General features: G+C 62.8%; 25 protein-coding genes. 17 read left to right on the top strand and 8 right to left on the bottom strand.

Features of this window, described 5'->3' with window-relative positions; translation table 11 throughout:
• Positions 1–573 precede the first annotated feature (573 nt).
• From M1E07_RS00495 to M1E07_RS00480, 4 genes are all read left to right on the top strand, one after another.
• Positions 574–1002, top strand: a complete 429-nt coding sequence (locus M1E07_RS00495) for a hypothetical protein (RefSeq protein WP_461186748.1) — start codon at positions 574–576, stop codon at positions 1000–1002.
• Positions 1003–1078: 76 nt separating this feature from the next.
• Complete coding sequence (locus M1E07_RS00490) at positions 1079–1354, top strand: hypothetical protein (protein WP_461186747.1); 276 nt, start codon at positions 1079–1081, stop codon at positions 1352–1354.
• A gap of 652 nt (positions 1355–2006) precedes the next feature.
• Positions 2007–3020 carry a DUF4192 domain-containing protein gene (locus M1E07_RS00485; RefSeq protein WP_461186746.1) on the top strand — a complete coding sequence of 338 codons (1014 nt, stop codon included), beginning with the start codon at positions 2007–2009 and terminating at the stop codon, positions 3018–3020.
• A gap of 197 nt (positions 3021–3217) precedes the next feature.
• A complete protein-coding gene (locus M1E07_RS00480; protein ID WP_455837077.1) occupies positions 3218–3370 on the top strand; it encodes a hypothetical protein in 153 nt (50 codons plus the stop codon).
• A gap of 86 nt (positions 3371–3456) precedes the next feature.
• Here the strand turns inward: M1E07_RS00480 and M1E07_RS00475 are convergent, their stop codons facing one another.
• On the bottom strand, positions 3457–3702 hold the full coding sequence (locus tag M1E07_RS00475) for a hypothetical protein (protein WP_461186745.1): 246 nt from the start codon (positions 3700–3702) through the stop codon (positions 3457–3459).
• A 212-nt stretch (positions 3703–3914) separates the two neighbouring features.
• Between M1E07_RS00475 and M1E07_RS00470 the strand changes: the two genes are divergently transcribed.
• Positions 3915–4340 (top strand): hypothetical protein, encoded by a 426-nt coding sequence (locus M1E07_RS00470; protein ID WP_461186744.1) that lies wholly within the window; start codon positions 3915–3917, stop codon positions 4338–4340.
• 443 nt (positions 4341–4783) lie between these two features.
• A complete protein-coding gene (locus tag M1E07_RS00465) occupies positions 4784–6139 on the top strand; it encodes a ParB/RepB/Spo0J family partition protein (protein ID WP_461186743.1) in 1356 nt (451 codons plus the stop codon).
• A 341-nt stretch (positions 6140–6480) separates the two neighbouring features.
• On the opposite strand, the gene M1E07_RS00460 is transcribed toward M1E07_RS00465, so the two are convergent.
• Positions 6481–6708 carry a DUF2188 domain-containing protein gene (locus M1E07_RS00460; protein ID WP_461186742.1) on the bottom strand — a complete coding sequence of 76 codons (228 nt, stop codon included), beginning with the start codon at positions 6706–6708 and terminating at the stop codon, positions 6481–6483.
• A 579-nt stretch (positions 6709–7287) separates the two neighbouring features.
• On the opposite strand from M1E07_RS00460, the gene M1E07_RS00455 reads away from it, so the two are divergent.
• From M1E07_RS00455 to M1E07_RS00425, 7 genes are all read left to right on the top strand, one after another.
• Complete coding sequence (locus M1E07_RS00455) at positions 7288–7551, top strand: glutaredoxin family protein (RefSeq protein WP_461186741.1); 264 nt, start codon at positions 7288–7290, stop codon at positions 7549–7551.
• Between the two features lie 5 nt (positions 7552–7556).
• On the top strand, positions 7557–8462 hold the full coding sequence (locus M1E07_RS00450; protein WP_461186740.1) for a single-stranded DNA-binding protein: 906 nt from the start codon (positions 7557–7559) through the stop codon (positions 8460–8462).
• A 68-nt stretch (positions 8463–8530) separates the two neighbouring features.
• Entirely contained in the window at positions 8531–9136 is a 606-nt protein-coding gene (locus M1E07_RS00445) for a DNA-binding protein (RefSeq protein ID WP_461186739.1), read from the top strand.
• Entirely contained in the window at positions 9129–9389 is a 261-nt protein-coding gene (locus M1E07_RS00440; protein ID WP_104190036.1) for a ParB family protein, read from the top strand. Before M1E07_RS00445 ends, M1E07_RS00440 begins: the two co-directional genes overlap by 8 nt.
• A 32-nt stretch (positions 9390–9421) precedes the next feature.
• Positions 9422–9688 (top strand): helix-turn-helix domain-containing protein, encoded by a 267-nt coding sequence (locus M1E07_RS00435; RefSeq protein WP_461186738.1) that lies wholly within the window; start codon positions 9422–9424, stop codon positions 9686–9688.
• Positions 9689–9736: 48 nt separating this feature from the next.
• Positions 9737–9988 (top strand): DUF6225 family protein, encoded by a 252-nt coding sequence (locus M1E07_RS00430; RefSeq protein WP_461186737.1) that lies wholly within the window; start codon positions 9737–9739, stop codon positions 9986–9988.
• 67 nt (positions 9989–10055) lie between these two features.
• Positions 10056–10367 carry a tudor domain-containing protein gene (locus M1E07_RS00425; RefSeq protein ID WP_174181052.1) on the top strand — a complete coding sequence of 104 codons (312 nt, stop codon included), beginning with the start codon at positions 10056–10058 and terminating at the stop codon, positions 10365–10367.
• Between the two features lie 574 nt (positions 10368–10941).
• Here M1E07_RS00425 and M1E07_RS00420 read toward each other — a convergent pair.
• Together M1E07_RS00420 and M1E07_RS00415 are read right to left on the bottom strand one after the other, a co-directional pair.
• A complete protein-coding gene (locus M1E07_RS00420) occupies positions 10942–11256 on the bottom strand; it encodes a hypothetical protein (protein WP_461186736.1) in 315 nt (104 codons plus the stop codon).
• A 29-nt stretch (positions 11257–11285) separates the two neighbouring features.
• Entirely contained in the window at positions 11286–11906 is a 621-nt protein-coding gene (locus tag M1E07_RS00415) for a hypothetical protein (protein ID WP_461186735.1), read from the bottom strand.
• Between the two features lie 252 nt (positions 11907–12158).
• Here M1E07_RS00415 and M1E07_RS00410 point away from each other — a divergent pair, with 252 nt between their 5' ends.
• Genes M1E07_RS00410 through M1E07_RS00400 form a run of 3 tightly spaced genes read left to right on the top strand, consistent with a single transcriptional unit; the run spans position 12159 to position 15456 of the window.
• On the top strand, positions 12159–12551 hold the full coding sequence (locus M1E07_RS00410) for a MobC family plasmid mobilization relaxosome protein (protein WP_461186734.1): 393 nt from the start codon (positions 12159–12161) through the stop codon (positions 12549–12551).
• Positions 12552–12555: 4 nt separating this feature from the next.
• On the top strand, positions 12556–14193 hold the full coding sequence (locus M1E07_RS00405) for a relaxase/mobilization nuclease domain-containing protein (protein ID WP_461186733.1): 1638 nt from the start codon (positions 12556–12558) through the stop codon (positions 14191–14193).
• 30 nt (positions 14194–14223) lie between these two features.
• Positions 14224–15456 (top strand): hypothetical protein, encoded by a 1233-nt coding sequence (locus M1E07_RS00400; RefSeq protein ID WP_461186732.1) that lies wholly within the window; start codon positions 14224–14226, stop codon positions 15454–15456.
• A 55-nt stretch (positions 15457–15511) separates the two neighbouring features.
• On the opposite strand, the gene M1E07_RS00395 is transcribed toward M1E07_RS00400, so the two are convergent.
• Positions 15512–16108 (bottom strand): helicase associated domain-containing protein, encoded by a 597-nt coding sequence (locus M1E07_RS00395; protein ID WP_461186731.1) that lies wholly within the window; start codon positions 16106–16108, stop codon positions 15512–15514.
• A gap of 513 nt (positions 16109–16621) precedes the next feature.
• Here M1E07_RS00395 and M1E07_RS00390 point away from each other — a divergent pair.
• Positions 16622–17683 (top strand): PDDEXK nuclease domain-containing protein, encoded by a 1062-nt coding sequence (locus M1E07_RS00390; protein WP_461186730.1) that lies wholly within the window; start codon positions 16622–16624, stop codon positions 17681–17683.
• A gap of 455 nt (positions 17684–18138) precedes the next feature.
• Here the strand turns inward: M1E07_RS00390 and M1E07_RS00385 are convergent, their stop codons facing one another.
• The 3 genes from M1E07_RS00385 to M1E07_RS00375 all read right to left on the bottom strand — a co-directional run bounded on the left by M1E07_RS00385 (position 18139) and on the right by M1E07_RS00375 (position 20789).
• A complete protein-coding gene (locus M1E07_RS00385) occupies positions 18139–18537 on the bottom strand; it encodes a hypothetical protein (RefSeq protein ID WP_461186729.1) in 399 nt (132 codons plus the stop codon).
• Between the two features lie 1253 nt (positions 18538–19790).
• The gene (locus tag M1E07_RS00380; protein WP_461186728.1) at positions 19791–19943 is read right to left on the bottom strand and encodes a hypothetical protein; all 153 of its coding nucleotides are present in this window, start codon (positions 19941–19943) and stop codon (positions 19791–19793) included.
• 207 nt (positions 19944–20150) lie between these two features.
• Entirely contained in the window at positions 20151–20789 is a 639-nt protein-coding gene (locus M1E07_RS00375) for a GntR family transcriptional regulator (protein WP_461186727.1), read from the bottom strand.
• Positions 20790–20850 lie beyond the last annotated feature (61 nt).

Raw genomic sequence — 20850 nt, 5'->3', positions numbered from 1 at the left:
CCCGGAAACAGCAACGGGCCCGCATTCTTGGTACGCGGACCCGCTGCTTGTAAACATCCTGCTGCTTACGCTTTCGAGCATGCCACATCGACTGCGACAGGCAGGCAGCGGGCACCGCGTTCCCTTCGTCCGCCAGCTTCGCCGAGACCGCATGCTCGCTGGGCTCGCACTGGTTTTCGCTGCGCTTCAACCAGTTGATGGGCGTCCGCTTCGCGGCCGGCTGTTGGGTCCAGGGCGCGCCGTCGCAGAGCTCCGGACCCCCTGGCCCTGTCTTGTCTACGACGTTTTCTGGTTGCTGTCCTTCGGATTCTAGGCGTCCGCTCCACCCCGTCTAGCCCCGGTTCCGCAAGCTCCACCGGGGCCTGCGCGCCGAAAATTCTTTAGCCAGGGATCCTCGCTCCGCTCCGATCCCGCAAGATTTTTCTGCCCTTGCCCTTCGGGTAGACAGGCCTCCGTCGGCCGCCGAGCAAGCAAGCTTGCCAGCAACCAAAAAACAACGGGGGGAGAGGGGAGCTGGCCGGTCACCTTTGGTCGCCCCACCCACCCAACTTCTCGGCAAGAAGGAGCACCACCATGAACGCAGTATCCAAGAAGACGGTGACCCTTGAGGACACCGGGGAAACCATCGACGGCGTGACCGTGCTGGGTGATTACCACCTGAACGGCGGCTACGAGTGGATGGAACTGATCGAAGAGCACGGTTGGGCCGTACTCTCCAGCTGGGGGCACGAGGGCTGGGACCTGGGCCAGTGGCCCTACGTCATGGTGGCGGCCACCCGCACCGCTGACAGCATCGGGAATCTGTTCGGCGTCGCCACCTACTGCGAGGGTGACGTGACCTGCACCTTCTACCGGACCAAGGCCCGGCAGTGGGACGCGATCAGCGAGCACGCCTTCTCGTACTGGAAGAACGGGCAGGCGCACGGCCCGGATGACCTGCCCGAAGCCGCCGCCGAACTTCCGAGCCGGTACCGGATGCCCTACGCGGTCCACGCCGCCTAACCACCCCAATCCCTTGCCGGGCGGGAAACCCGCCCGGCAAGGGTCCCGGCCCCACATCTGACAGAGGAGAAGAACCATGACCGAAACCAACCGCATCACCGAAAATACGGCGCAGACCGTTGTTTTCCTCGAAACCCTTGCCGCACTCGTGGAAAAATCCCCCGAGTCCTACAGCGCGGATGCATCTAAAGACCTCGCCGCCCACATCCGGGGCATGGCAGACGCCGTCACCACCGACGCCCGCGTTGACCCCGGGCTGCTGCACACCACCCGCCAGTACGCCGCGCTGGATTGGCACAACGAACTCGTGGCGGTCCTGTTCGCGCCGGAGCGCCGGCCAAAGATGAACTAGCCATCCGGCAACCCTAGGCACCCACTTACTCCGGCGAGTAGGTGGGTGCCTCCTTTTGTGCTCCCAGGGACTTGCAAAAGTGCTGGCGGTCCGCCGCAAGTGGCTGGCTGGTGGTGGTGGTTGCTGGCGGCGGACCGCCGTTTGACGCCCACGTCCCGCGCGGATCATGTGGTGCCGGCGGCAAGCCTGGCAGACGGGCGGCCTTGGCGGATCCGGGGGACCAGGGACAAGTGCATGCTCGCTGGGCTCGCACTGGTTTTCGCTGCGCTTCAACCAGTTGATGGGCGTCCGCTTCGCGGCCGGCTGTTGGGTCCAGGGCGCGCCGTCGCAGAGCTCCGGACCCCCTGGCCCTGTCTTGTCTACGACGTTTTCTGGTTGCTGTCCTTCGGATTCTAGGCGTCCGCTCCACCCCGTCTAGCCCCGGTTCCGCAAGCTCCACCGGGGCCTGCGCGCCGAAAATTCTTTAGCCAGGGATCCTCGCTCCGCTCCGATCCCGCAAGATTTTTCTGCCCTTGCCCTGCGGGTAGACAGGCCTCCGTCGGCCGCCGAGCAAGCAAGCTTGCCAGCAACCAAAAAACAACGGGGGGAGAGGGGAGCTGGCCGGTCACCTTTGGTCGCCCCACCCAACTTCTCGGCAAGAAGGAGCACCACCATGAACGACTTCATCAAATTCACCGGCCCGGCCGACGTCCTGGCTTTCATTCCCCACACGCTCGGACTGGCCCCGACGGAATCCTTCGTCGTGGTCACCATGCAGGGAAACAAGATTGGTGCCACGCTTCGCGTAGACGCCCCGTTCGGGCAGGAGCCGGTGGCCTTCGCCCAGACGCTGGTCAGCTACCTGACGGCTGACGAAGCAGCGACCGGGACCATTCTGGTGATCTACACCGACGAAAACCCCGGACGGGGCCAGCGCCCCTACTCCGGGCACGTGCAGGCGCTGCGCGCCGAACTGGACACTGCAGGGATGCCGCTGAAGGACGCATGGCTGGTGACCTCAGAACTGTGGAGGAACTACCTGTGCGAGGATGCGATCTGCTGCCCCGACCAGCCGCTGGATGCCATCACCACCAGCAACGGAAACGCCGCCTTGATCTACCGGGGAAGCAACGTCGCCGGGTTCACCGCTCCGGCGCCGTTCGCGGGGGAGGCCGGAGCCCGTGAAGCGATCGCAGCCCACAAGCCCGACGGTTGGCCAGAGGACTTGGAAGCCTGCCGTGCGAAGTGGGCCAGGGTGCTCGATGATCCCAAGAGCCTGACCACCCAGACCGCGCACGAGCTGGCGGGAGCGCTGCAGCACCCCACCATCCGGGACTACATGATGGGTGACATCATCACCCACGCCCCCGACCAGTTCACTTCCGTGATGCTGGGCGTCTTCCTCACCCGACCGGACTGGGCACGCGTGGACACCGCCCAGGAAGTCGCCTTCGAGCTGATGAAAGCCACCCCCGAAGGGCAGCGCGCCCCCATGCTATGCCTGATCGGCTGGCTGGAATGGCTCAAAGGAAAGTCCAGCTTCGCCGCCCGGTACTTCAAACTGGCACTGGACGACGTCGCCGAATACCGGCTCGCAGAACTGCTGGCTGAACTGGTCAACCGCGGCCTGCTGGCAGACTGCAGCCGGGACCCGAAAAAGGCCTACGACCGCCAGCTGAGCCGCTAACGGACAGGCCGGGCCCCACCCAAGGGGTCCGGCCTTCCCCGTCGGATCTTCCCCAGGTGCGCGGCGGCCTCCCCCGCTAGCGCTCCGCCGGCCGCGATGACGCTGCCGCGGGCGCAGCCACTTTTCAGCCAACCCGCAGAAACTGCCACTACTGTGAAAGGACAAGAAGCAGTCCTATAGCAGGCAAGGAATCAGCCGTGGCCGACGAGATCCGTATGACCGAGGACGACACCGTCGCCCCCGACGCGAGCCCCATCGAAGACTTCCTGGAGCTGCGCCTGCTCACCGCCGGCCCGCCTACCGGCCCCGTAGACTTTCCCCTAGAAGACCACCGGCTCGACGAGCCGTAACCATGCAGCGCTGACGCTGCACCACAGATTTCCTTTTGCCGAGGAAAAACCGCGAAGGGCCGGCACGTCAACGTGCCGGCCCTTCGTCATGTCCGACGCCTTTCAGAACTGAGTCGCCACAAGGCCACGGCCGCGAGACTGTTCAGGAAGGCGATAAAGAGGTCGCCGGCAGCAGGCCGACCAATGACCAGGTCCACAGCCACCAGCACCACCGATCCCACCGCGGCAACGGTGAACACCACAGCCAGTACCCGGAGGGCCCGTGGTGACTTCCAAGCGCTGCCGCGCCGAGCCGCACTGCCGCCGCCGAGGTGCGGAGCTGAATCGCTCATGCCCCCACCCTACTCAGGGACAAGGGCATGCTCGCTGGGCTCGTGGGAGTACGAAATTCCCATGACGGCCAGGCATGGGTATCGGCCAGTAGCTGGGCTCGTTCACCGAGCAGCTGGCGGCGGCGTGACGGTCGGTAGGGTTGAAGCCATGGGGAGAAGAAGTACGAACAGCTCGGCCAATGGGTGACGCGCAAAAAGATGGTGGAGACATCATGAAGGATGGCGTTAGCCCAGATGCAGAGGAGACAGCCATTCCGGAGGGGTTGACGGCGGAGGACCTCAGACTGGGCAAGGTAGCTTGCCGGCGGGTCGAAGTCATCAAATGGATTGCCTTGGCAGTCTGCATCGGCATTGCCATCTACACGTTCATGAGTGTTCCCTGGGACACCAGGATGCCGTACGACGGAAAGTACGACAGGAGCGGTAAGGGGCTCCCCATGCAGGTTGCGATGCTTCCCGCTCCGGCCGTGCTTGTCGGATTCCTGCGTTCGGGGAGGAAACCGGATGCACACCAGATGGGCAAGGGTTCACGCATTGCGACGTACATCCTCATACCTGCTGTGGCTGTTGGCTGTGCCTGGGGCCAGTGGATCATGGCGGAAGGAATCCTGATTGCAGGCGGAGCGCTCCCCGGATAGGAAGTTCCAGCAAGCTGCTGGACAAAGAGGAGGCTCACGGGCCTCGCGCTGGTTTCCGCTGCGCTTCAACCAGATGATGGGCGTCCGCTCGCGCGGCCGGCTGTTGGGTCCAGGGCGTGCCGTCGCAGAGCTCCGCACCCCCTGAACCTGGTCTGTCTACGACGTTTTTTGGCTGCTGTCCTTCGGATTGTACGTGCCCGCTCCGGCCCCTCTAGCCCCTCCTTCGTCGGGGCCTGCGGCACGGAAATTCTTCTTCAGCGCTCGTTCCTCGCTGATTTCCTTCGAAGATTTTCCGTGCCTTGCCCTGCGGGTAGACGGGACTCCACGGGCACAGCTCCGCAAGCTTCGCCAGCAGCCAAAAAACAACGGGGGGAGAAGGGGAGCTGGCCGGTCACCTTTGGCCGCCCCACCCACCCAACTTCTCGGCAAGAAGGAGCAACACCATGAACGCAGCACCCACGCTTGAAATGCTCGACCCGGCAACCCTGACCGTGGACATCAACGTCCGCAAGGACGCCGCCCTGACCGCTGACTTCATCGCCAGCATCAAAGAACACGGCGTGATGGAACCGGTGATCGCACACCGTAAGGACGACGGCACCGTGCACGTCCTGATGGGCCAGCGCCGCACCCGCGCGGCCGTCGAAGCCGAACGCCCCCTCATCCCGGTCCTGCTCATCGACTCACCCGAGGAAGCCGAGCGCATCGTGACGCAGGTGGTGGAGAACATCCAGCGCGCCGAACTGACTGAAGCGGACGAGGCCGACGCCTACCACCAGCTGTCCCTGATCGGCGTCTCGGCGGCCGCGATCGCCAAGAAGACCGGACGGACCAAGGACAAGGTCGAAAACGCGCTCAAAGCCAAGGCCTCCACCACCGGGACCAAGGCCCTCGAGAGCGGCTACACCCTCGACATGGCGCTGGTGATGGCCGAGTTTGAAGGGGACCAGGACGCCGTCGAGGAACTGGAATCAGTCATCCGTGACGAACCGCAGTACTTTGACCACGTCGCCCAGAAGCTTCGGGACGACCGTCAATCAAAGGCACAGCTTGCCACGCTGATCGAGGAACTCATCGCCCAGGGCAAAGCCATCGTCGAGGACGCCGGACACTACGCCGACGAGGAAAACCTGTACGTCTCAGCGGCCAAACGCGCCGACGGGGAACCGGCCACCGACGAGGACGCCAACGCCTACGTGATCAGCACCAACTACCGGGGTGAACACAGGGCCGAGCCCGTCATCAGCGACTGGAAGGAACTGGGCTTCACCCCGAAATACGAACGCTACAACGGGAGCGGGACGCAGGCGCGGAAGGGTCCGATGACCGAGGTACAGAAAGCCGAGCGGAAAACCCTAATCGCCAACAACAAGGCCATGGAATCAGCGACCAAGGTCCGCCGCGAGTTCGTCAAAACCCTGCTGGCACGGAAGCAGGCACCCAAGGGCTGGCAGTACTTCACCGTCCACGCCATCACCCACCACTGCGAAACCGCCAGCGGCTACGACGGGAAAGTCGCCGCCGAAATGGTCGGTGCCAAGGTCGAAGAATCCAACCGGTGGGGATGGAACCCGCTCCGTGACCATGTCGCCAAAACCGAAACGCGGCCGGAGTTCTCCCTGATCGCGCTGGTGTGCGCAGGGTATGAAAAGACCATCGCCAAGGACTCGTGGCGGTCCCCGAGCCAGACGCACCGGGATTACCTGAACCAGCTGGTCACGTGGGGATACACCCCCAGCGAGGTCGAGAACATCATCCTCGAGGGCCAGAAGCCAGCCGAGGACAACGCGGCCGCATAAACACTCTTGCCGGGCGGAAACCCCGCCCGGCAAGACCCCGGCCACGCACCACGTAAGGGCCAGGAACCTCGCAGAAGTCGGGCGGTCCGCCGCCCAGGGCGAACCACAATGCCTACTCACCAGCGGCGGACCGCCGAAAAACGCACCTTTCCCTCGCACCACCAAGTGCCGCGCTACCAGAGACAACGACGTCCACCGGCAGATGCAGGCACCACCGACAGCATTCAGCTAGGCTGAATCCGTAGATTTCCTTTGCCGAGGAGAACGCAGAAGGGCCGGCTCATTTTGTGAGCCGGCCCTTCTTGTGTCCCCAGGCGCCGGAGCGCCAAAGGCCTTAGCACTCAGCCCGGGACGTTCCGGGGATCGTTGCCGTAGCTGTTCTTGGAGCCGATCTGACCATCCTGGTTCTTAATGACGTGCTCGACCTTGTCCGCCTTCGCCGTATCCCGGCCGACAGCTGCCGCTTCATCCTTCGTGCCGTAGCCGGCACCGAAGGCACGGTCGGTGCCCTCGCGCTTGTTCTTCCACGAACCGTCTTCGTAGTACGTCTCGATATCGCCCTGAGCCACTGCACACTCCCTCTGCCGTTCCGGATACTGACACCCGCTGCAAAACGCGGGTAGCGAAAAGCCCCGCAACACGATGAAGTGGCGGGGCCTCCCTGGCAACCACTCCGCCCGATGGGGGCCAGGCGGAGAAGCTGACACCAAACTAATAGAAAGCATGCTTACTGTTCAAATTGCCGTCCATAATCACGGCCGAGTTTCCCATGGTCCAAGCCCCAGCGCCGCCGACGCACCTGTTTTCGGTGCCGGCGTTCTTTCGGCAGGGACGACACAAATTCGCCCAGGGGGGTGGACTCTCCAGGGCATCTCACCAACGGTCCCGGGACCGGCTTTTCAGGCACATGGGGGCTGTTGCCGTGGCGAACCGGCGGGGATGACCACAGTCGCCGGCGGCGAAACCCATCGACCGTTCCCGAAACAGCACCAAGCCGAGCGTGCGTAGTCAGGCCCCTGAGTAGTGGAGGAAAAAGCCCTAGAATAAGCGGCAGAACACCTATTCATTCAGTTGAATGATTGCTAGAATAGAAGTAGCAAGTCAGCCAGACGAACGAAACTCATTTGATACGAAACCAGGTGCTGAAAATGACTGCTTCACCCTCTTACACGGTCTACACCAAGCCTGACTGCCCCAACTGCGAGAAGACGAAGGACTACTTCGACTCCAAGGGCATCACCTACACGGCCGTGGACATCACCGAAGTGCCGGCAGCGCTGGAGTACATCACCGCCGAACTCGGCTACTCCCAGGCGCCTGTCGTCGTGAACAACACCGATGACCAGGACCACTGGTCCGGCCTGCGCCGCGACAAGCTCGTCCAGGCGGCCATGACTCACAAGGCAGCGTGAGGACCGTGACCACCCCGCGCCCGGTCGTCGGGTTCAAACTCAGTTCACGGATCCCTTTGGAGGTGGACCTCTTCCGGCAGGTCAACCCCAGCGGCAGGATTCCGCACAACGCTGTCGACCCCTACGTTGTGGAACCCGCCATTGTGGAACCCCTCGTTGAGGACCTGTACGACGGCTACCCCGTCCCAGACAAGGGAGGGGATGACCGGTACTTTGAGGCGATCAACCGCGTCCCGCTCGGGGACGGCGGGCTCTGGGACGCACACACTGCGAACCAGTACCAACCCAACGACCTCACCCACGACGAACCGTGTGGGACCGAACCTCAGAACGAACCCACAACGCACACCGAAAACATCACCAGCACGCGAGGAAAAGGAACCATCATGGCCGGCGAAACCACCATCACAGTCATCGGAAACCTCACCAACGACCCCGAACTCCGGTTCACCCCGAGCGGGTCAGCCGTTGCGAACTTCACCATCGCTTCAACGCCCAGGACCTTCGACCGTCAGTCCAACGAGTGGAAGGACGGGGAGACGCTTTTCCTCCGGGCCAGTGTGTGGCGGGAAGCGGCTGAGAACGTGGCCGAGTCCCTGACCAAGGGCATGCGCGTGATTGTCACCGGACGGCTGAAGTCCCGTTCCTACGAAACCAAGGAAGGCGAGAAGCGCACCGTGATCGAACTCGAAGTCGATGAAATCGGCCCGTCCCTGCGGTACGCGAACGCCAAGGTCAACCGCACCCAGCGCAGCGGCGGCCAGGCCGGGCAGGGGAATGGTGGTTTCGGCAACCAGGGCAACACCAGCCCGGCAGGACAACCCACCGCGCAGGACGATCAGTGGGCGACCCCGGCCACCAGCACCGCCGGCGGCTGGGGCAACGGCCCTAGCTCCGAACCGCCGTTCTAAGCAGTTGAAAAAGTAGTAGTAGGAGTAGTAGCATTACTACTCCTACTACTTTTACTGGAGACGCCGCCATGACTACGAGTGTGAAAGACCGCGTGTTTGCCGCCGCCCAGCAGATCAGCGCCGAGCGCCGCCCGACCGTCTCCACGGTCCGTGCCGCCGCGGGTGTCAGTAACGCCGACGCTACCCGGTACCTGAAGGAATGGAACGAGGAGAAGCTCACCGCCGGGGGACAGGTGGCCGCGACACCGCCCGCCCTGCTCGAACAGGCGACCCGACTCGCCGCCGCCGTCTGGGCCGAGGCCTCCACCCAGGCCGCCGAACGGCACACCGCGGTCGAGACGGCCTGGGCGCAGGAACGCAAGGACAAAGACCAGGAAATCGCCGAACTGGTCGCGGACCTGGACAAGGCCGCCGCAGAGAAGGAATCCGCGGCCGCCGAATTTCAAACCCGCATCGCCGCCTTGGAATCCGGGGTGAAGGCTTTGGAGCAGCGGCTGGCCGACCTGGGCTCGGAGCTCGAAGAAGCACGTGCGGCAGAACGCGATGCCGCCGGCGCGGCAGCGGAGGCGGAGAAGAAGCTCGCCAGCGCCGAGTCGCGCAGCACCACCCTGGAGAAGGTACACAACGCGTTGTTGCAACGCGTCGCCCCGGAGACCAGGGCTCCCGATGCCTAAGAAGAACAAATCCTTCTCGCCCTACTTCACTGAATCCGACGCCGACCAGGTGCGCGCGGCCGTCCAGGAAGCCGGCCACCTCGAGGGGTACGCGTCCATCACCGACCTGATCGAGGCTGCGACGCTGCGGGAAGTGAAGCGGCTGCAGCGCAAGTACAACGGCGGCAGGAAATGGCCGGGGGTCCCCGCGGGGGAACTCCGCCCCGGGCAGCGCACCCGCGAAGAAATCCGACACCGGAACGAGGACAAGTAAGCATGCCGAAGTGGAGCAAGGACATTGAGCAGATGTCAGCACTTGAACCGGAGAAGCCGAGGTTCCCGCGGCTGCTGACTCTCGCCCAGGTCAGGGAGATCCTGAACGTGGGCTTGCCAGCCGTGTACGCCTTGGTTTCATCGGGGGATCTGCGCGCCCTGCAACTTAGTGGAGGCCGCCGCATGTGGCGTGTCAGTGAGGATGACCTGGAAGCCTACCTGGAGTGCTGCTACCAGGAGACCCAGGAACGCATCGCCGCCGGAACCATCAAGGCTGAAGCCCTCGACGGCGAGGACTGACGCAATGGTCATCGCTTTGCTGTCAGTGCCAGGTGAAAGGATCTGACAATGGACTTCAAACACGCCGTTCAGGCCTGGACCGTAGGGCAGTTGCGTGAGGCCCTCGCTGGGCTGCCCGATGACCTGCCAATCATCGTCGACGTCGCCGAGGAACCGGGTGGCGATACCGTTCAGGAGCAGGTTGTCGTCCATGCTGGCTTTGGTCACGGAGTCGATGGCCGGGGGGAGCCGTTCGTTGGAAGGGATTTTCGGATCGGCTGTGAGTTCCCATCGGGAACCTATCTGCAACGCGACCGATAACGGCCACTAATCTGGCAACAGAGTCTTCCCGGGCCTAACAACAACGGATTGGAGCAGCGGACAAGCCATGAGCGACAACGAGACGAACTACGTAGCTGGCCTTGCAACGCGCTGGGCTAGAACCGACCCCATGGAGCAGTGGGTGAATGCGGCCCCCGAGGGTGGGCGAACACCTCTTGACGAGACCATCCGCGAGTACCTGGGTAGCCACAACCCGTTTCCTGACGAGAGCGCCGTTGAAGTTTTGCGGGGTGATGGGTCCAGCTGGGAGCAGGCTGTCATCGTTGAACGCGTTGGCGTGGACGAGTGGACCGTGGAGTACAAGGACGGCGAGCAAGCATGGCGCGACCATCACGAGCTGCGGCCGGCGGCCGGGTAGGATCGGGCCATTCCGGACGGTGATGTCCCTGCCGACGGTTAGAGGATCCAGGCCCAAAGCAGCATGAAGGCCGGCACTTACGGGGTGCCGGCCTTCGTCGTCTTAGTGGTTGTTTGTCATGCCCGGGATGTGCGGTTGGTGCCATTGCTTGGATCACGCGGGCCAGCGGTACCAGGTGGTGATGAGCGCCGCCCTGCAGCTTGTGGTTGTCACCGCCGGCGACCGGGCTGGAAGCCCCCCAGCGCCTTAGAAGCCCACTCACTGATCACGGTTCCGTCCCTGCCCAACTTCGCCCCGCCTGGACGGTGTGTGTCGTCCCTGCTGAAAGAAACCCGACCTCCGGGTTGGGTGGGCCGGCGGCGCCGGTCCTGGTCCATGGGAAAGGGCTCCGTTGGTGACTTCAGCGTTCCCAGGCTGTGCACATGCGGCCGGTCCCGGCGGCGTGGTTCGCACCTTGGTGTCCTGGCGTTTGTGTACAGCCGGTCAGGTGGGTCCCGTCGTCCACATGTGCGCGGGAAAAGCCCGAAGGTAGATAGCTTTTGCCGTGCTCATGTGGGCGAGGGGCTTAGTTCTCCTAAACGGTTTCCGACTCGGCTGTACCGGCACCTGCCGCGGCGTCAGCGGGGATACCGGTGGCCTTGGCCTGGGCTTTGCGGCGCCGGCCTGCTGCGGCTGGTTCGAGGCCGAGTTTTTTGAGTTCATCGGTGCTCCAGCCGTCGCGGGTGGCTTTGACGTAGGCGCGTTTGTCGTCGCGTTCAGCGGCGGCGAGCTGGTCTTTGAGGTCGGTGACGCGTTGGCGTGCCTGGACGAGTTCTTCGACGGATTTGATGCGTGAGTTGAGCAGGGCTCGGGCCTGGTTTTTGGTTTCTTCGATGTTGATTGAAGCCATGGTGTTCGGTTGCCTTTCGGGTTTCACGTTTAGCGTTCGAAGTTTGCCGAGATTCGGTGAGTTGTTGTCGTCCCGGTCGGCGTGGAGGGTGAAGCCATAGTGGCCGGGCTGAGGGCGGCCGAGGGGTGGGCGGGGAAGCTGAGCGCGGTCAGCCGGTGAATGTCGTTGGCGATGCTGAGGTCGGAGTCGTGGGGGCCGTCGTAGCTATCAAGTCCTCCTGCGGCGTCAGTTTCGATTTCATGCTTGTGAAGGACCTTTGCGGACTCCCGGATGACGGTGAGTGATTCCGGGGTGGTCCGTGCGGAGTTGATGAGTGTTGTCAGCTGGGCGTCGGGAACGATGTCCTTCGCGACCGCGTCTGCGATCTCGTCAGCAGTCCACTCGCTGGCGAAAGCAATGCCGCGTTCGTCGGCGCGGATGTATTTATGTTCATGGACGGAGGTTGCCGCCAGGCTCCGGTTGATGTGTTCAGCGATGGCAGCGTCGGCGGCAAACGGGGAAACGTCCGAATTGCTGTTCTGGATTGCCCGACGGAGGTCTGTCCAGGCCTGTGCTACTTCAGGCCCGTGGTCAAATCTTCGGGTCGCTCTGGGCGCCCATTCGTCGGCGTCAGCCTGGATGTACTCGCGGCGCAGGTGCGAGTCTTTCATTTCCTGTATGTAGTCCTGGCGCATTACTTCCCCCCGTCGTAGATGGTGCATCGGGAGTCAGTCTATGAGTGGAGGCGGCACCACAGGCGGGTGACACGCCGTCCGGCGGGAGCGGCGGAGCAAGCTATACATTTACGGGGGCGTAAATGGCGTGTCGCTCACGTCCCTGTGGTTGTTCGCTTGGCACACTGGCTTGTGTGGTCCCCGGTTTCGGGGTCGCTGCGCTGGGCTGTTGAAGGATTGGGGGAGTGCGTGTCTGAAGAGAATGAGAAGCCGCGCTCCAGTCTCTCGAAGCGGCGGCGGGCGAATGCTCCGGCGGGGACGAAGAAGCGCCGCGGTGTGTGGGTGACGGCGGAGGAGGAAGCGGCCTTGGTCGTGAAGGCTGCCCGGCAGAAGGTCACTGTCCCGAACCTGTTGCTGACCGCTGCGTTGTCGGAGTCGGCGGAGACGCCGACGGAGCGCAGGGCGGCAATGGCCGAACTGATGGCGATCCATACGTTGCTGGCGCGGGTGTCGAACAACGTGAACCAGATCGCTCGGCACGCGAATGCCGGCGACGAGTTCCCCCAGGACGCCAAGGCTGCGCTGGCGTATGTGCGCGAGGTTGCGATGCGGATTGACCGGACGATTGAGGGGCTGATGTAGGGCGATGATTCCGAACATCACCCGCGGCTCCCGGATGTCAGGGCTCATGCTTTACCTGGCCTCGACCGATGCTGATAAGACGAAGAACGCCCACACCGAACCGCACCTGGTGGCCGGGGACGCGGCGATCATGGCCTGGTACGACGACGGCGTCCTGGACAAGGACGACGCGGTCGCGATCGCGAAGCATTTGGACCAGCCGCGCAAGGCTTTCGGCGTCGAGGTGTTGCAGAAGGATTTCCGCTGGGACCCGGTCAAGAAAGAACGCGTACCGAACGGCCACAAGCAGGCCGATGTGTGGCACTGCTCCTTGAGCCTCCGCGCGGAAGAAGGTGCCCTGACGGATCAGCAGTGGGGCGACATCGCGAACGACTTCGTCGACGCCATGGGCTTCACTGAGGCCAGCGGAAAGGCCCAGTGCCGGTGGGTAGCGATCAACCACGGCACCAGTGAGAACGGCAACCACCACATCCACATCGCTGTGTCCCTTGTCCGGGAAGACGGCACCAAAGCCTCCACCCATGGTGACTACAAACGCGCGCAACAGACCTGCCGCGAACTGGAAACCAAGTACGGGCTCGAAGAGCTCTTCAGTGTGCACGCCACCCGCGGCTACGACCGGGCTGAGAAGGCCACCGCCGTCAGGGATGACCGCGAAATGCACCGTGCCTCCCTTGCCCGGAAGGTGCGCGCCAGCGCCAGCGCCTCAGCGACCGAAGCGGAGTTCGTCCGCCGCGCCCGGGACACCGGGCTGTTGCTCCGTCCGCGCTACGCGAAGAACACCACCGACGTCATCGTTGGCTACTCCGTTGCCGAGCGTCCCAGGCCGGGAGAGCGTCCTATCTGGTTCGGCGGCGGCACGCTCGCGTCGGACCTGAAACTCGGTTCCTTGCGTGAGGAATGGATGGACTCCCCCCACCTGGTGACCGAGGCCGCGGCGGAATGGAACGCCGCCGCGCGCAACAAACGCAAGGTCTCCAAGGCTGGTCCCGAGAACGCAACCCCTTCAGCTGATGTGTGGGTGGAATACACCCGCAACGCCACCGCACTGGCCGACCAGCTGCGCACCATTCCGCGTGACGATCACGCAACCTGGGCGAAGGCAGCGCGTGAGGTTTCCGGTGCCTTTGCAGCCTGGTCATACCGGCTGGAGGCTACGCCAGGGCCGCTGGCGGCCACAGCTGCCGAACTGTCCCGCACAGCCCAACTTCGGGCACCCCGGCAGCACGGCAAACCCGTCGCACTGCCCTCCATTGCCGGCACGGCCATGTTGTTCATGGCAGCGTCGAGCAAGGACAAAACGGCCGCCCAGACAGCGCTCATGGTGCAGCTGATCAACACCGCCTTCGCGGTATACGAAATGCACGCCCAGTCCGGTCGTACCCGCGAAGCGCAGCGCATCCGGTCAGTGGTCGAAAACCAGCTGGCCCCGTTCACTGCGACGATGCCCAAGGCCGTTCCCGTGGGAGCTGGACAGCAGCCGGCCGAAGCGGCTGCGGTGCCGCCGAGGGCAGTTGATATTGCCCGCCGCGGCATGGCCCCGATCCGTCCCGGTTCGGTGGTTTCCACGACACCTACACCGGCAACACCAGCGAAGACCTATCAGCCCAGCCGCGATACCGCGCCGGGACTGGACCGATAAGAATCACACCACCAGTGCAAGGGGAACACCATGAGTGAATCAGACGGCATCGACGACCTTCTCGACAACGGAATGCGGCAATCCCTGATGATCGCCTCACGCATCGCAGAGACGCAGGCCCGCCGTCGACAGGAAGCCCAGCGACAGCAGGAACACCTGGACTACCAGGCGGCACACGAAGCCCGGGCACGCCTTGCAGCTGAACGAAGTTCAGCCCTCGCCGTCCTCGCACCCGTACAGAAGGATGAGTGGTGGGACAAGGCGCTGCCGGCCGACATCGCCACCGCCCACGCCGTCGCTGAAGGCTGGAAAGACCACGACCCCGCCGCTCTGGAAGCCTCCCTGAAAATCCGGCTTGAAGTCCTTGCCCGGTACGGCATCGACACCAAGGACGTCGGGACGGACGTCCCCAACCTTGAGGCGGGGATCAGAGCGGCCGCGGGCGAGAAAGCCGCGCTGGACGAGGTGGCACGCCGTGAGGAGAAGACACGTCAGGCGACCGCCGAGCATGAAAAGGCCGTGCAGCTGCTGACAGCGGCCCGGGCAGAAGAACTCCGCAAGCAGGCCGCGACACTGGCGCCGGAAATGGAACGTCACCAAGTGCCCGTTGAGTACCTGGCAAACCCCGAACTGACCCAGGCCCTCCAGCGCGCCCACAACGCAAAAACACCCAAAGCCGTGGCGGCTGCAGACGCTGACGTCAAAGAGCGGCTGTTCCTGATAGGCAAGGACGGAATCAACGGCCCCGACATTGAGCAACTGCGCAAAGAAACCGCCGCCAATGTCAACGGCGCCGACGACTCCCACTTCAAGGATCCCGCGTTCGTGAAAGCAGCCAAGGAGATGCACGAAGCCAAACTCCTGGCAAAGGGCGGCTTCACAGGCTCACAGTGGGCATCGATGGAACAGCGGTACGAGAAGGCCGAAAAGGAACTCTTCGCCCGTATCGAAGGACTCGGCCGAGAGATTGAAAACCGCGTCACCGGCAAGGACATCAACCGCCTCACCGACCAAGGGCTGAAAGCGGAAAGCGAATCAGCCGCCGGCTACGGTACAGCCGAACACCACGCAAAATTCGCGGAGTCCCTGGAGGAAACCGGCGCGAACGAAGCCCAGATCCGCGGGCGGCTCACTGCGGGACGGAGCGAAGGAACCCACCCCAGCGCAGCAGTCACCATGGGCAAAGGCGCGGCCAAGGCCAGGAAGAGCCGTGCAGGTGCAGCCCTGGGAGCCGAAAGGTCCAAGGGCGGACCCAGCCGATAAACACGGGAAGGCAAACAAGCGGGGGCGGGGCCGCAGCGCCTCCGTTGCGCATGGTCTACCTGTTGCCAGGGCTTTGCGGTGTTCGTCGTGGTCGGCGGCCACGTGGCCGGCCCTCGCGCCATCCTGGCAGGACCTCATTCAGCAGAGACTCCTTCTCCGGGGCCAGCTTTCCTTGGTTGTAGTTGATCCGCTGGGCGTGCAGCCACACGCCAAGGACGCGTTCGTCCGCATCCGGGGTCTTCTGATGACGCGGCCACTCGCCGCCGGCATCCCGGATGTCCTTCACCTGCTGCAAGCGCTGCTGCCACCTGGCCTCGTCCTCGGCCTTCCGCTTCGACGCCAGGTCCCAACCGGGAATCACATCCAGCCCGTCCCGGACAGCGGGGGAGAGGGTGCCCGCCTGCGCTTCCCTGCGCCGGAGGTAAAGCCACCTGCCCAGCGTCGCCTCACGGGGTGACTTCGCATGGGCCGATGGCAGCCGGCCGCAGGTGCCGTAGAAGTCGACAACGTCTTGCATCATCCGCCGAGCCGCCGCGGATGGTCCCACACGCTTCGGCAGCGCAGCCGCATGCTCGGCTTCGAGCTCCGGTTCGAGCCTCTTCGCGACCTGCAGGTGATAGCGCACGGTGGTAACGGGAGCTGCGTCCAGCACCGCGATCCTCGAAGGAGGGATACCCCGCCGGTACATCTCCACCCACTCCGGGTCCGGCGCAGAGCGCCGTCCAGGAGAGGGCGCATCCTGAAACAGACCAGGTGACAGTTTTCTCCGTGATGCTGATGCGGCTGACTGTCTCACTGTCACCCCCAAAGGTCCTGCTACAAAATAACCCACGTACGAATATGCCAGCCTGCCGTAAGTCGCGAAGGCGGGAAACGGAGTGTAGCCGATGGCATCAGGTATCGAGATGAAGTTTGTGATAGCGCTGCAGCCTGGCGCACAAATGAAGCGGGAATAGTCCAAAGAACTTTGGACTATTTCCACTGGCGATTGAGGGGCGTCGAATGCTGGCACCGTCACGACTAAAAGATTGTCCAGACAGTGTCTGGACAATCTTGGGTGACTGAGGATCGGACGACGAGCATCTTGAGTGGCAAGACTTGGAGAGTCACCAGGTGGAAGGCTGGGGGAGCAGGCCTGCTGGCGCCCATCGATAGGATCGAACTCATGACTAACGCCCGCGACCTCGCCCTGCCTACCGGCTACACGGACCTCCTTGGTGAGCTAAAGAACCGAGTGCGGGCAGCCCGCTCGCAAGCAATACGAACCGTTAACACCCAGCTCATCGCCCTCTACTGGTCTATAGGCAAAACCATCCTGGAACGCCAAGCAGTCGATGGGTGGGGGAGTGGAGTCATCGGGAGGCTGGCCGAGGACTTGGGAGCCGAGTTCCCCGACATGAAGGGCCTGTCGCGGTCCAATCTGCAGTACATGCGCAGCTTCGCCGAGGCCTGGCCAGCGTTCAACTCAAATGTCCCACAGCCTGTGGGACATTTGCCCTGGGGCCACATCCGCACCATCCTCGACAAACGCCTCGGGCCGGAGGCAAGGGACTCGTACGCCGCTGCGGCCGTCCAGCACGGCTGGTCCCGCAACGTCCTCATGAACATGATCATGAACAAGACTCTGGAACGTACAGGTGCCGCGCCCTCAAACTTTGTGCAACAGCTTGTTGCACCAGATTCGGAACTCGCCCAACAGGTCGCTAAGGACCCCTACAACTTCGAATTCCTTGGCCTCTCAGGACAGGTTGCTGAACGAGACCTCGAAAATGCACTCACCACCAGAATTACCGAAACCCTCCGCGAACTTGGCCCAGGCTTCTCCTTCGTCGGCCGCCAAGTGCACTTCGATGTGGACGGTGACGACTTCTACGTAGATCTCTTGTTCTTCCACATAGAACAGCTCCGGTACGTCGTCGTTGAACTGAAAACCGGCAAGTTCCAGCCCGAATACGCCGGGAAACTCAACTTCTACGTCGCACTCGTGGACGACGTGCTCCGACGCGACCACCATAACGAAACCATCGGCATTCTCATCTGCGGTAGCAAGAACGACCGGATCGTAAGGTACAGCCTCGGACGCTCAACATCCCCCATGGCCGTCGCCGCCTACACCTACGACAAATTGCCCGCAGCGGAACAGAAAGCACTTCCCGACGAGGGACACCTCGTCGCCGCCTTGGAATGGGCCGAACCGGACTCCGAAGTAACCGAAAGTGGCGACTGAAGGACCTAGCTGATTGACAACCAGCCAGACGTCGGCCCGATGACTTCAGGCAGTGACCTCACAACCGCGAGAAGTTGCCGGCCTGATTCGTCCAGAGAACTTTGGACAATTCACTGGTGCGACATGCCTGGGTCAGGGGCTTTAGTGCGGTTAGTGGGTTACATGGTGGTTGAACTGAAGGTCGGCACTGCCAGCCGATTACACGAGCGGAAAAAGTCGTGGCAATTGCCGCGACCATGGTCCAAAGAACCGACGCGTCCATCCGATACCGCCATTTCTGGACCGACTTTTTCTGCCCAACCACAGAGTTTATTAGGTGTGGTAACCGATGTTTCAAGTGGTAAAAGCTCTGGATCGCCCGGGGCAGGGAGCTGTATGCAACCGCAAGCACCCCGCGCCCCGTATGGGAGGCTAACCAGCCCAGAAAGGACTGCTTGAGGTCGCGGAGTTCAGGCCTACGGTGTACGCGCCTCTCCTTTTACGGCCGTGAGGAAGTGAAGGGCCAGATCAAGCCAGGCTTCGACGGGCAGCTCGTCACAGTGGATCTCTAGGAACTCCCGCGGCGTCAGCCCGTATGGGCTGTCTATGATTCCTTCGGTCTCGAACTCCCTGAAGGGGGACGTCGAGCTGGTGACCCTATGGAAGATGTCCCGCGGCTGGCAGGTGCTGCCGTACGCGATGGGTGGCAGGACGGCCGTGTTGTGGCTGTGGTCCCACCGGCGCCAGGCCTGCATGAAAGGGAGTTCGAAGGCCATGTTCGAGGAGTCGAGACGTTGGACGCCCAGTTCGGCGAGGCCAGCGAGGAACCCGTTGGCAAGGAGCAGCAGCTTCTGAGGCTTGGTCATCCTGGTCATGATTCCGATCCTAGTTGGAGCAGGGCGACCCCATTTGCAGCGGGGCGCCCCGAGTACTCTAGGCTCTTATCAGTGCCTTCACGAGCTCGATGATGAGCGCTGCGGCCGGCGCTGCCCAGGGGTGAAGGATCCTTGGCAGGGTGGACCTGCAGTGATGACATCGGCAGGGGCGGTGAGGGTTCTTTTGCTTTCCCATGTGGCACGACTTTCCGCACGGCTTAGTGCGTTCGGTACCAGGGTTAGGTAGCATTAGGCACGGACGCACCAGCTCGCGCTGGTTGTTTCCCAATGGCAGGGCCCCACCTAGTCGCCAAACTTTCCGGGGCCCTGCCGCTTACGTTAACAGTCTAGAATCCCGGGCTGACGACTCTGACTGACATCGCGTCCAATCGCCACCACCGGCGTGCCCTCGCCACCAGTTTTCGTCAACACTAGGGAAACTCCGCGCTGGGCACGATTTGATCCATATGGGAACGCAATGCTCCAAACGGGACATTCGGTGCCGCCAAATGGACGCTCAGACGCCAAGGAGTATTCCCTAGCTTTCCCCCGAGGGTGGCCCGAAAATGGCGCGAAAAAGTTCTTAGGGTTCGGCGTGTCGAATGATCGAGTAGACGCCCGCTGAATCCCTTAGCTTGAATTCCCGATGCCGCGCCAGTTCTACTGAACGTAGGCATCTAGAAATTTGCTTGTATTTCGGCGACCGCTGGAGAAGGGACAAGCAAAAGTCCGCCCCGCTCGAGTTACGGGCAGGTGAACACAGGGGAAGAGATCCACATCGCGGGTTCTTCGGCGACTTGACCCCGGGGAGCATCGGCCTCCGCCTCTCAGCCCTGAAACAGTCGGCCATGAGCTCTGGTTCCGTCAGACTGATATCTAGGACTATTTCCCAAGGAAGTACAGAAAGCCTATTTTGGACTCTATTCTGACGGGGTCTCATGAGATGCCTGACGTCAGGTTGGGGTGTGCCTTAGCTGGACGTGCAATCCCGTCAAAAACTGGCAGCGGTGCTCTCCTTGTCTCTCCGTTACGATGACTACCCTGGAAGCAAGGAGCAGCGATGCCGATGAATAGTTGCGAGAGACGCGCAGCGCAAGGATGGCCTCTCCGTGCAGGGGAGCGCACCCACCTTCTTGAGACGCCTCGTATCGTCTCACCTCCGAGTGCTGCGCAATGATTCCCGACGTCGGTGCCGCATAAGGCCGGTAGGCTCCCTAGCCAGGCCGTCGGAATCATTCACGCTTGTGGGTGATTTATTCGAACAGCTGCTTCGTGGTCATCCGGTAGCTGAGTTCCCCGGACAGTTGCTGTGGTGTGACCCAAACCTGGTGGCCCTCAGACACTTCAAACATCTGCCGCGGGCCGTTACGGTCGCCGGCAATCCAGAGCGCGGAAGAGTCAGGCATTACGTCTTCAACGAAGCCTGTCCTGACCACACGTTAAGGCGGACTTACACAAGAGTGTCGAGCAGAAGGCCGCATTCGACATGTTTGCGGGGCGTCGCACGGTTTAAAGTCATCTCATTGCGATTTCGGAGTCTGATAGGGCAGTGACGGCTCCTTGCCGGGCGGCAGTTTCAGCATGTCGGCTCTTGCCGCGACCCCAGCTCCTGCTTACCGTCCGCGGGTGAGGGCGGCATAGGAGGTGCGGAGGTGACCTTCCATCAGGGCTCGGGCGCGGTGTTCGTCCCGTTGGGTGATGGCATCGACGATAAGGCGGTGGTCCTGGAGGCTGCGGTGGAGCTCGTCAGGGGAGTAGTACTGGAAGGACCCGGACATCAGTGGTGCGAGGGCGAGGTCTTTGGCGATGTTGAACAGTCGGGGTGAGGCTGCCGATTCGAGGATGAGCAGGTGGAGTTCGTGGTTGAGTTCTGCGATCTTTGCCCGGTATCCGTCGCTTTGGGTGGCGGCTATTTCGTCCATGCGGTCACACAGCCGGTTCAGCTCCTCGATTTGGGAGTCTGACCGGCTGTGTGCCGCGAGGCCTGCCGCGTGGGGTTCGAGCAGGGCCCGGATGGACGTGATTTCTGCCGCGTCGGCGTTGGTCCATTCGGCGACGAAGACGCCTCGGTTAGGGGAGACCACGACGAGTCCTTCATCGGCGAGTTCGCGCAGGACGGACCTGATCGGTGTGCGGCTGATGGCGTATTCCGCGCACAGGCCGCGTTCGGTCAGGTGACTTCCGGGAGGGAGTTTGCCGGTGGTGATTTTGCTGCGCAAATCCTCCAGGACGTCCCTACGCTGCGTGACCAATCGACCCTCCCAAGACCTGTCATGATCTCAACCGACCACGATGCTGGATTGCTACCTAACT

Source organism: Arthrobacter sp. Z4-13 (assembly GCF_054792705.1).
The sequence above is the reverse complement of the archived record's forward strand: the minus strand, read 5'-3'. Positions and strand labels throughout refer to the sequence as shown.

What these genes read in the sequence shown, in the direction of transcription:
- M1E07_RS00495 (WP_461186748.1), top strand. Translation starts at nt 574, where the DNA reads ATGAACGCAGTATCCAAGAAGACGGTGACCCTTGAGGACACCGGGGAA.
- M1E07_RS00490 (WP_461186747.1), top strand. Translation starts at nt 1,079, where the DNA reads ATGACCGAAACCAACCGCATCACCGAAAATACGGCGCAGACCGTTGTT.
- M1E07_RS00485 (WP_461186746.1), top strand. Translation starts at nt 2,007, where the DNA reads ATGAACGACTTCATCAAATTCACCGGCCCGGCCGACGTCCTGGCTTTC.
- M1E07_RS00475 (WP_461186745.1), bottom strand. Translation starts at nt 3,702, where the DNA reads ATGAGCGATTCAGCTCCGCACCTCGGCGGCGGCAGTGCGGCTCGGCGC.
- M1E07_RS00470 (WP_461186744.1), top strand. Translation starts at nt 3,915, where the DNA reads ATGAAGGATGGCGTTAGCCCAGATGCAGAGGAGACAGCCATTCCGGAG.
- M1E07_RS00465 (WP_461186743.1), top strand. Translation starts at nt 4,784, where the DNA reads ATGAACGCAGCACCCACGCTTGAAATGCTCGACCCGGCAACCCTGACC.
- M1E07_RS00455 (WP_461186741.1), top strand. Translation starts at nt 7,288, where the DNA reads ATGACTGCTTCACCCTCTTACACGGTCTACACCAAGCCTGACTGCCCC.
- M1E07_RS00445 (WP_461186739.1), top strand. Translation starts at nt 8,531, where the DNA reads ATGACTACGAGTGTGAAAGACCGCGTGTTTGCCGCCGCCCAGCAGATC.
- M1E07_RS00440 (WP_104190036.1), top strand. Translation starts at nt 9,129, where the DNA reads ATGCCTAAGAAGAACAAATCCTTCTCGCCCTACTTCACTGAATCCGAC.
- M1E07_RS00435 (WP_461186738.1), top strand. Translation starts at nt 9,422, where the DNA reads ATGTCAGCACTTGAACCGGAGAAGCCGAGGTTCCCGCGGCTGCTGACT.
- M1E07_RS00430 (WP_461186737.1), top strand. Translation starts at nt 9,737, where the DNA reads ATGGACTTCAAACACGCCGTTCAGGCCTGGACCGTAGGGCAGTTGCGT.
- M1E07_RS00425 (WP_174181052.1), top strand. Translation starts at nt 10,056, where the DNA reads ATGAGCGACAACGAGACGAACTACGTAGCTGGCCTTGCAACGCGCTGG.
- M1E07_RS00420 (WP_461186736.1), bottom strand. Translation starts at nt 11,256, where the DNA reads ATGGCTTCAATCAACATCGAAGAAACCAAAAACCAGGCCCGAGCCCTG.
- M1E07_RS00415 (WP_461186735.1), bottom strand. Translation starts at nt 11,906, where the DNA reads ATGAAAGACTCGCACCTGCGCCGCGAGTACATCCAGGCTGACGCCGAC.
- M1E07_RS00405 (WP_461186733.1), top strand. Translation starts at nt 12,556, where the DNA reads ATGATTCCGAACATCACCCGCGGCTCCCGGATGTCAGGGCTCATGCTT.
- M1E07_RS00400 (WP_461186732.1), top strand. Translation starts at nt 14,224, where the DNA reads ATGAGTGAATCAGACGGCATCGACGACCTTCTCGACAACGGAATGCGG.
- M1E07_RS00390 (WP_461186730.1), top strand. Translation starts at nt 16,622, where the DNA reads ATGACTAACGCCCGCGACCTCGCCCTGCCTACCGGCTACACGGACCTC.
- M1E07_RS00385 (WP_461186729.1), bottom strand. Translation starts at nt 18,537, where the DNA reads ATGACCAGGATGACCAAGCCTCAGAAGCTGCTGCTCCTTGCCAACGGG.
- M1E07_RS00380 (WP_461186728.1), bottom strand. Translation starts at nt 19,943, where the DNA reads ATGCCTGACTCTTCCGCGCTCTGGATTGCCGGCGACCGTAACGGCCCG.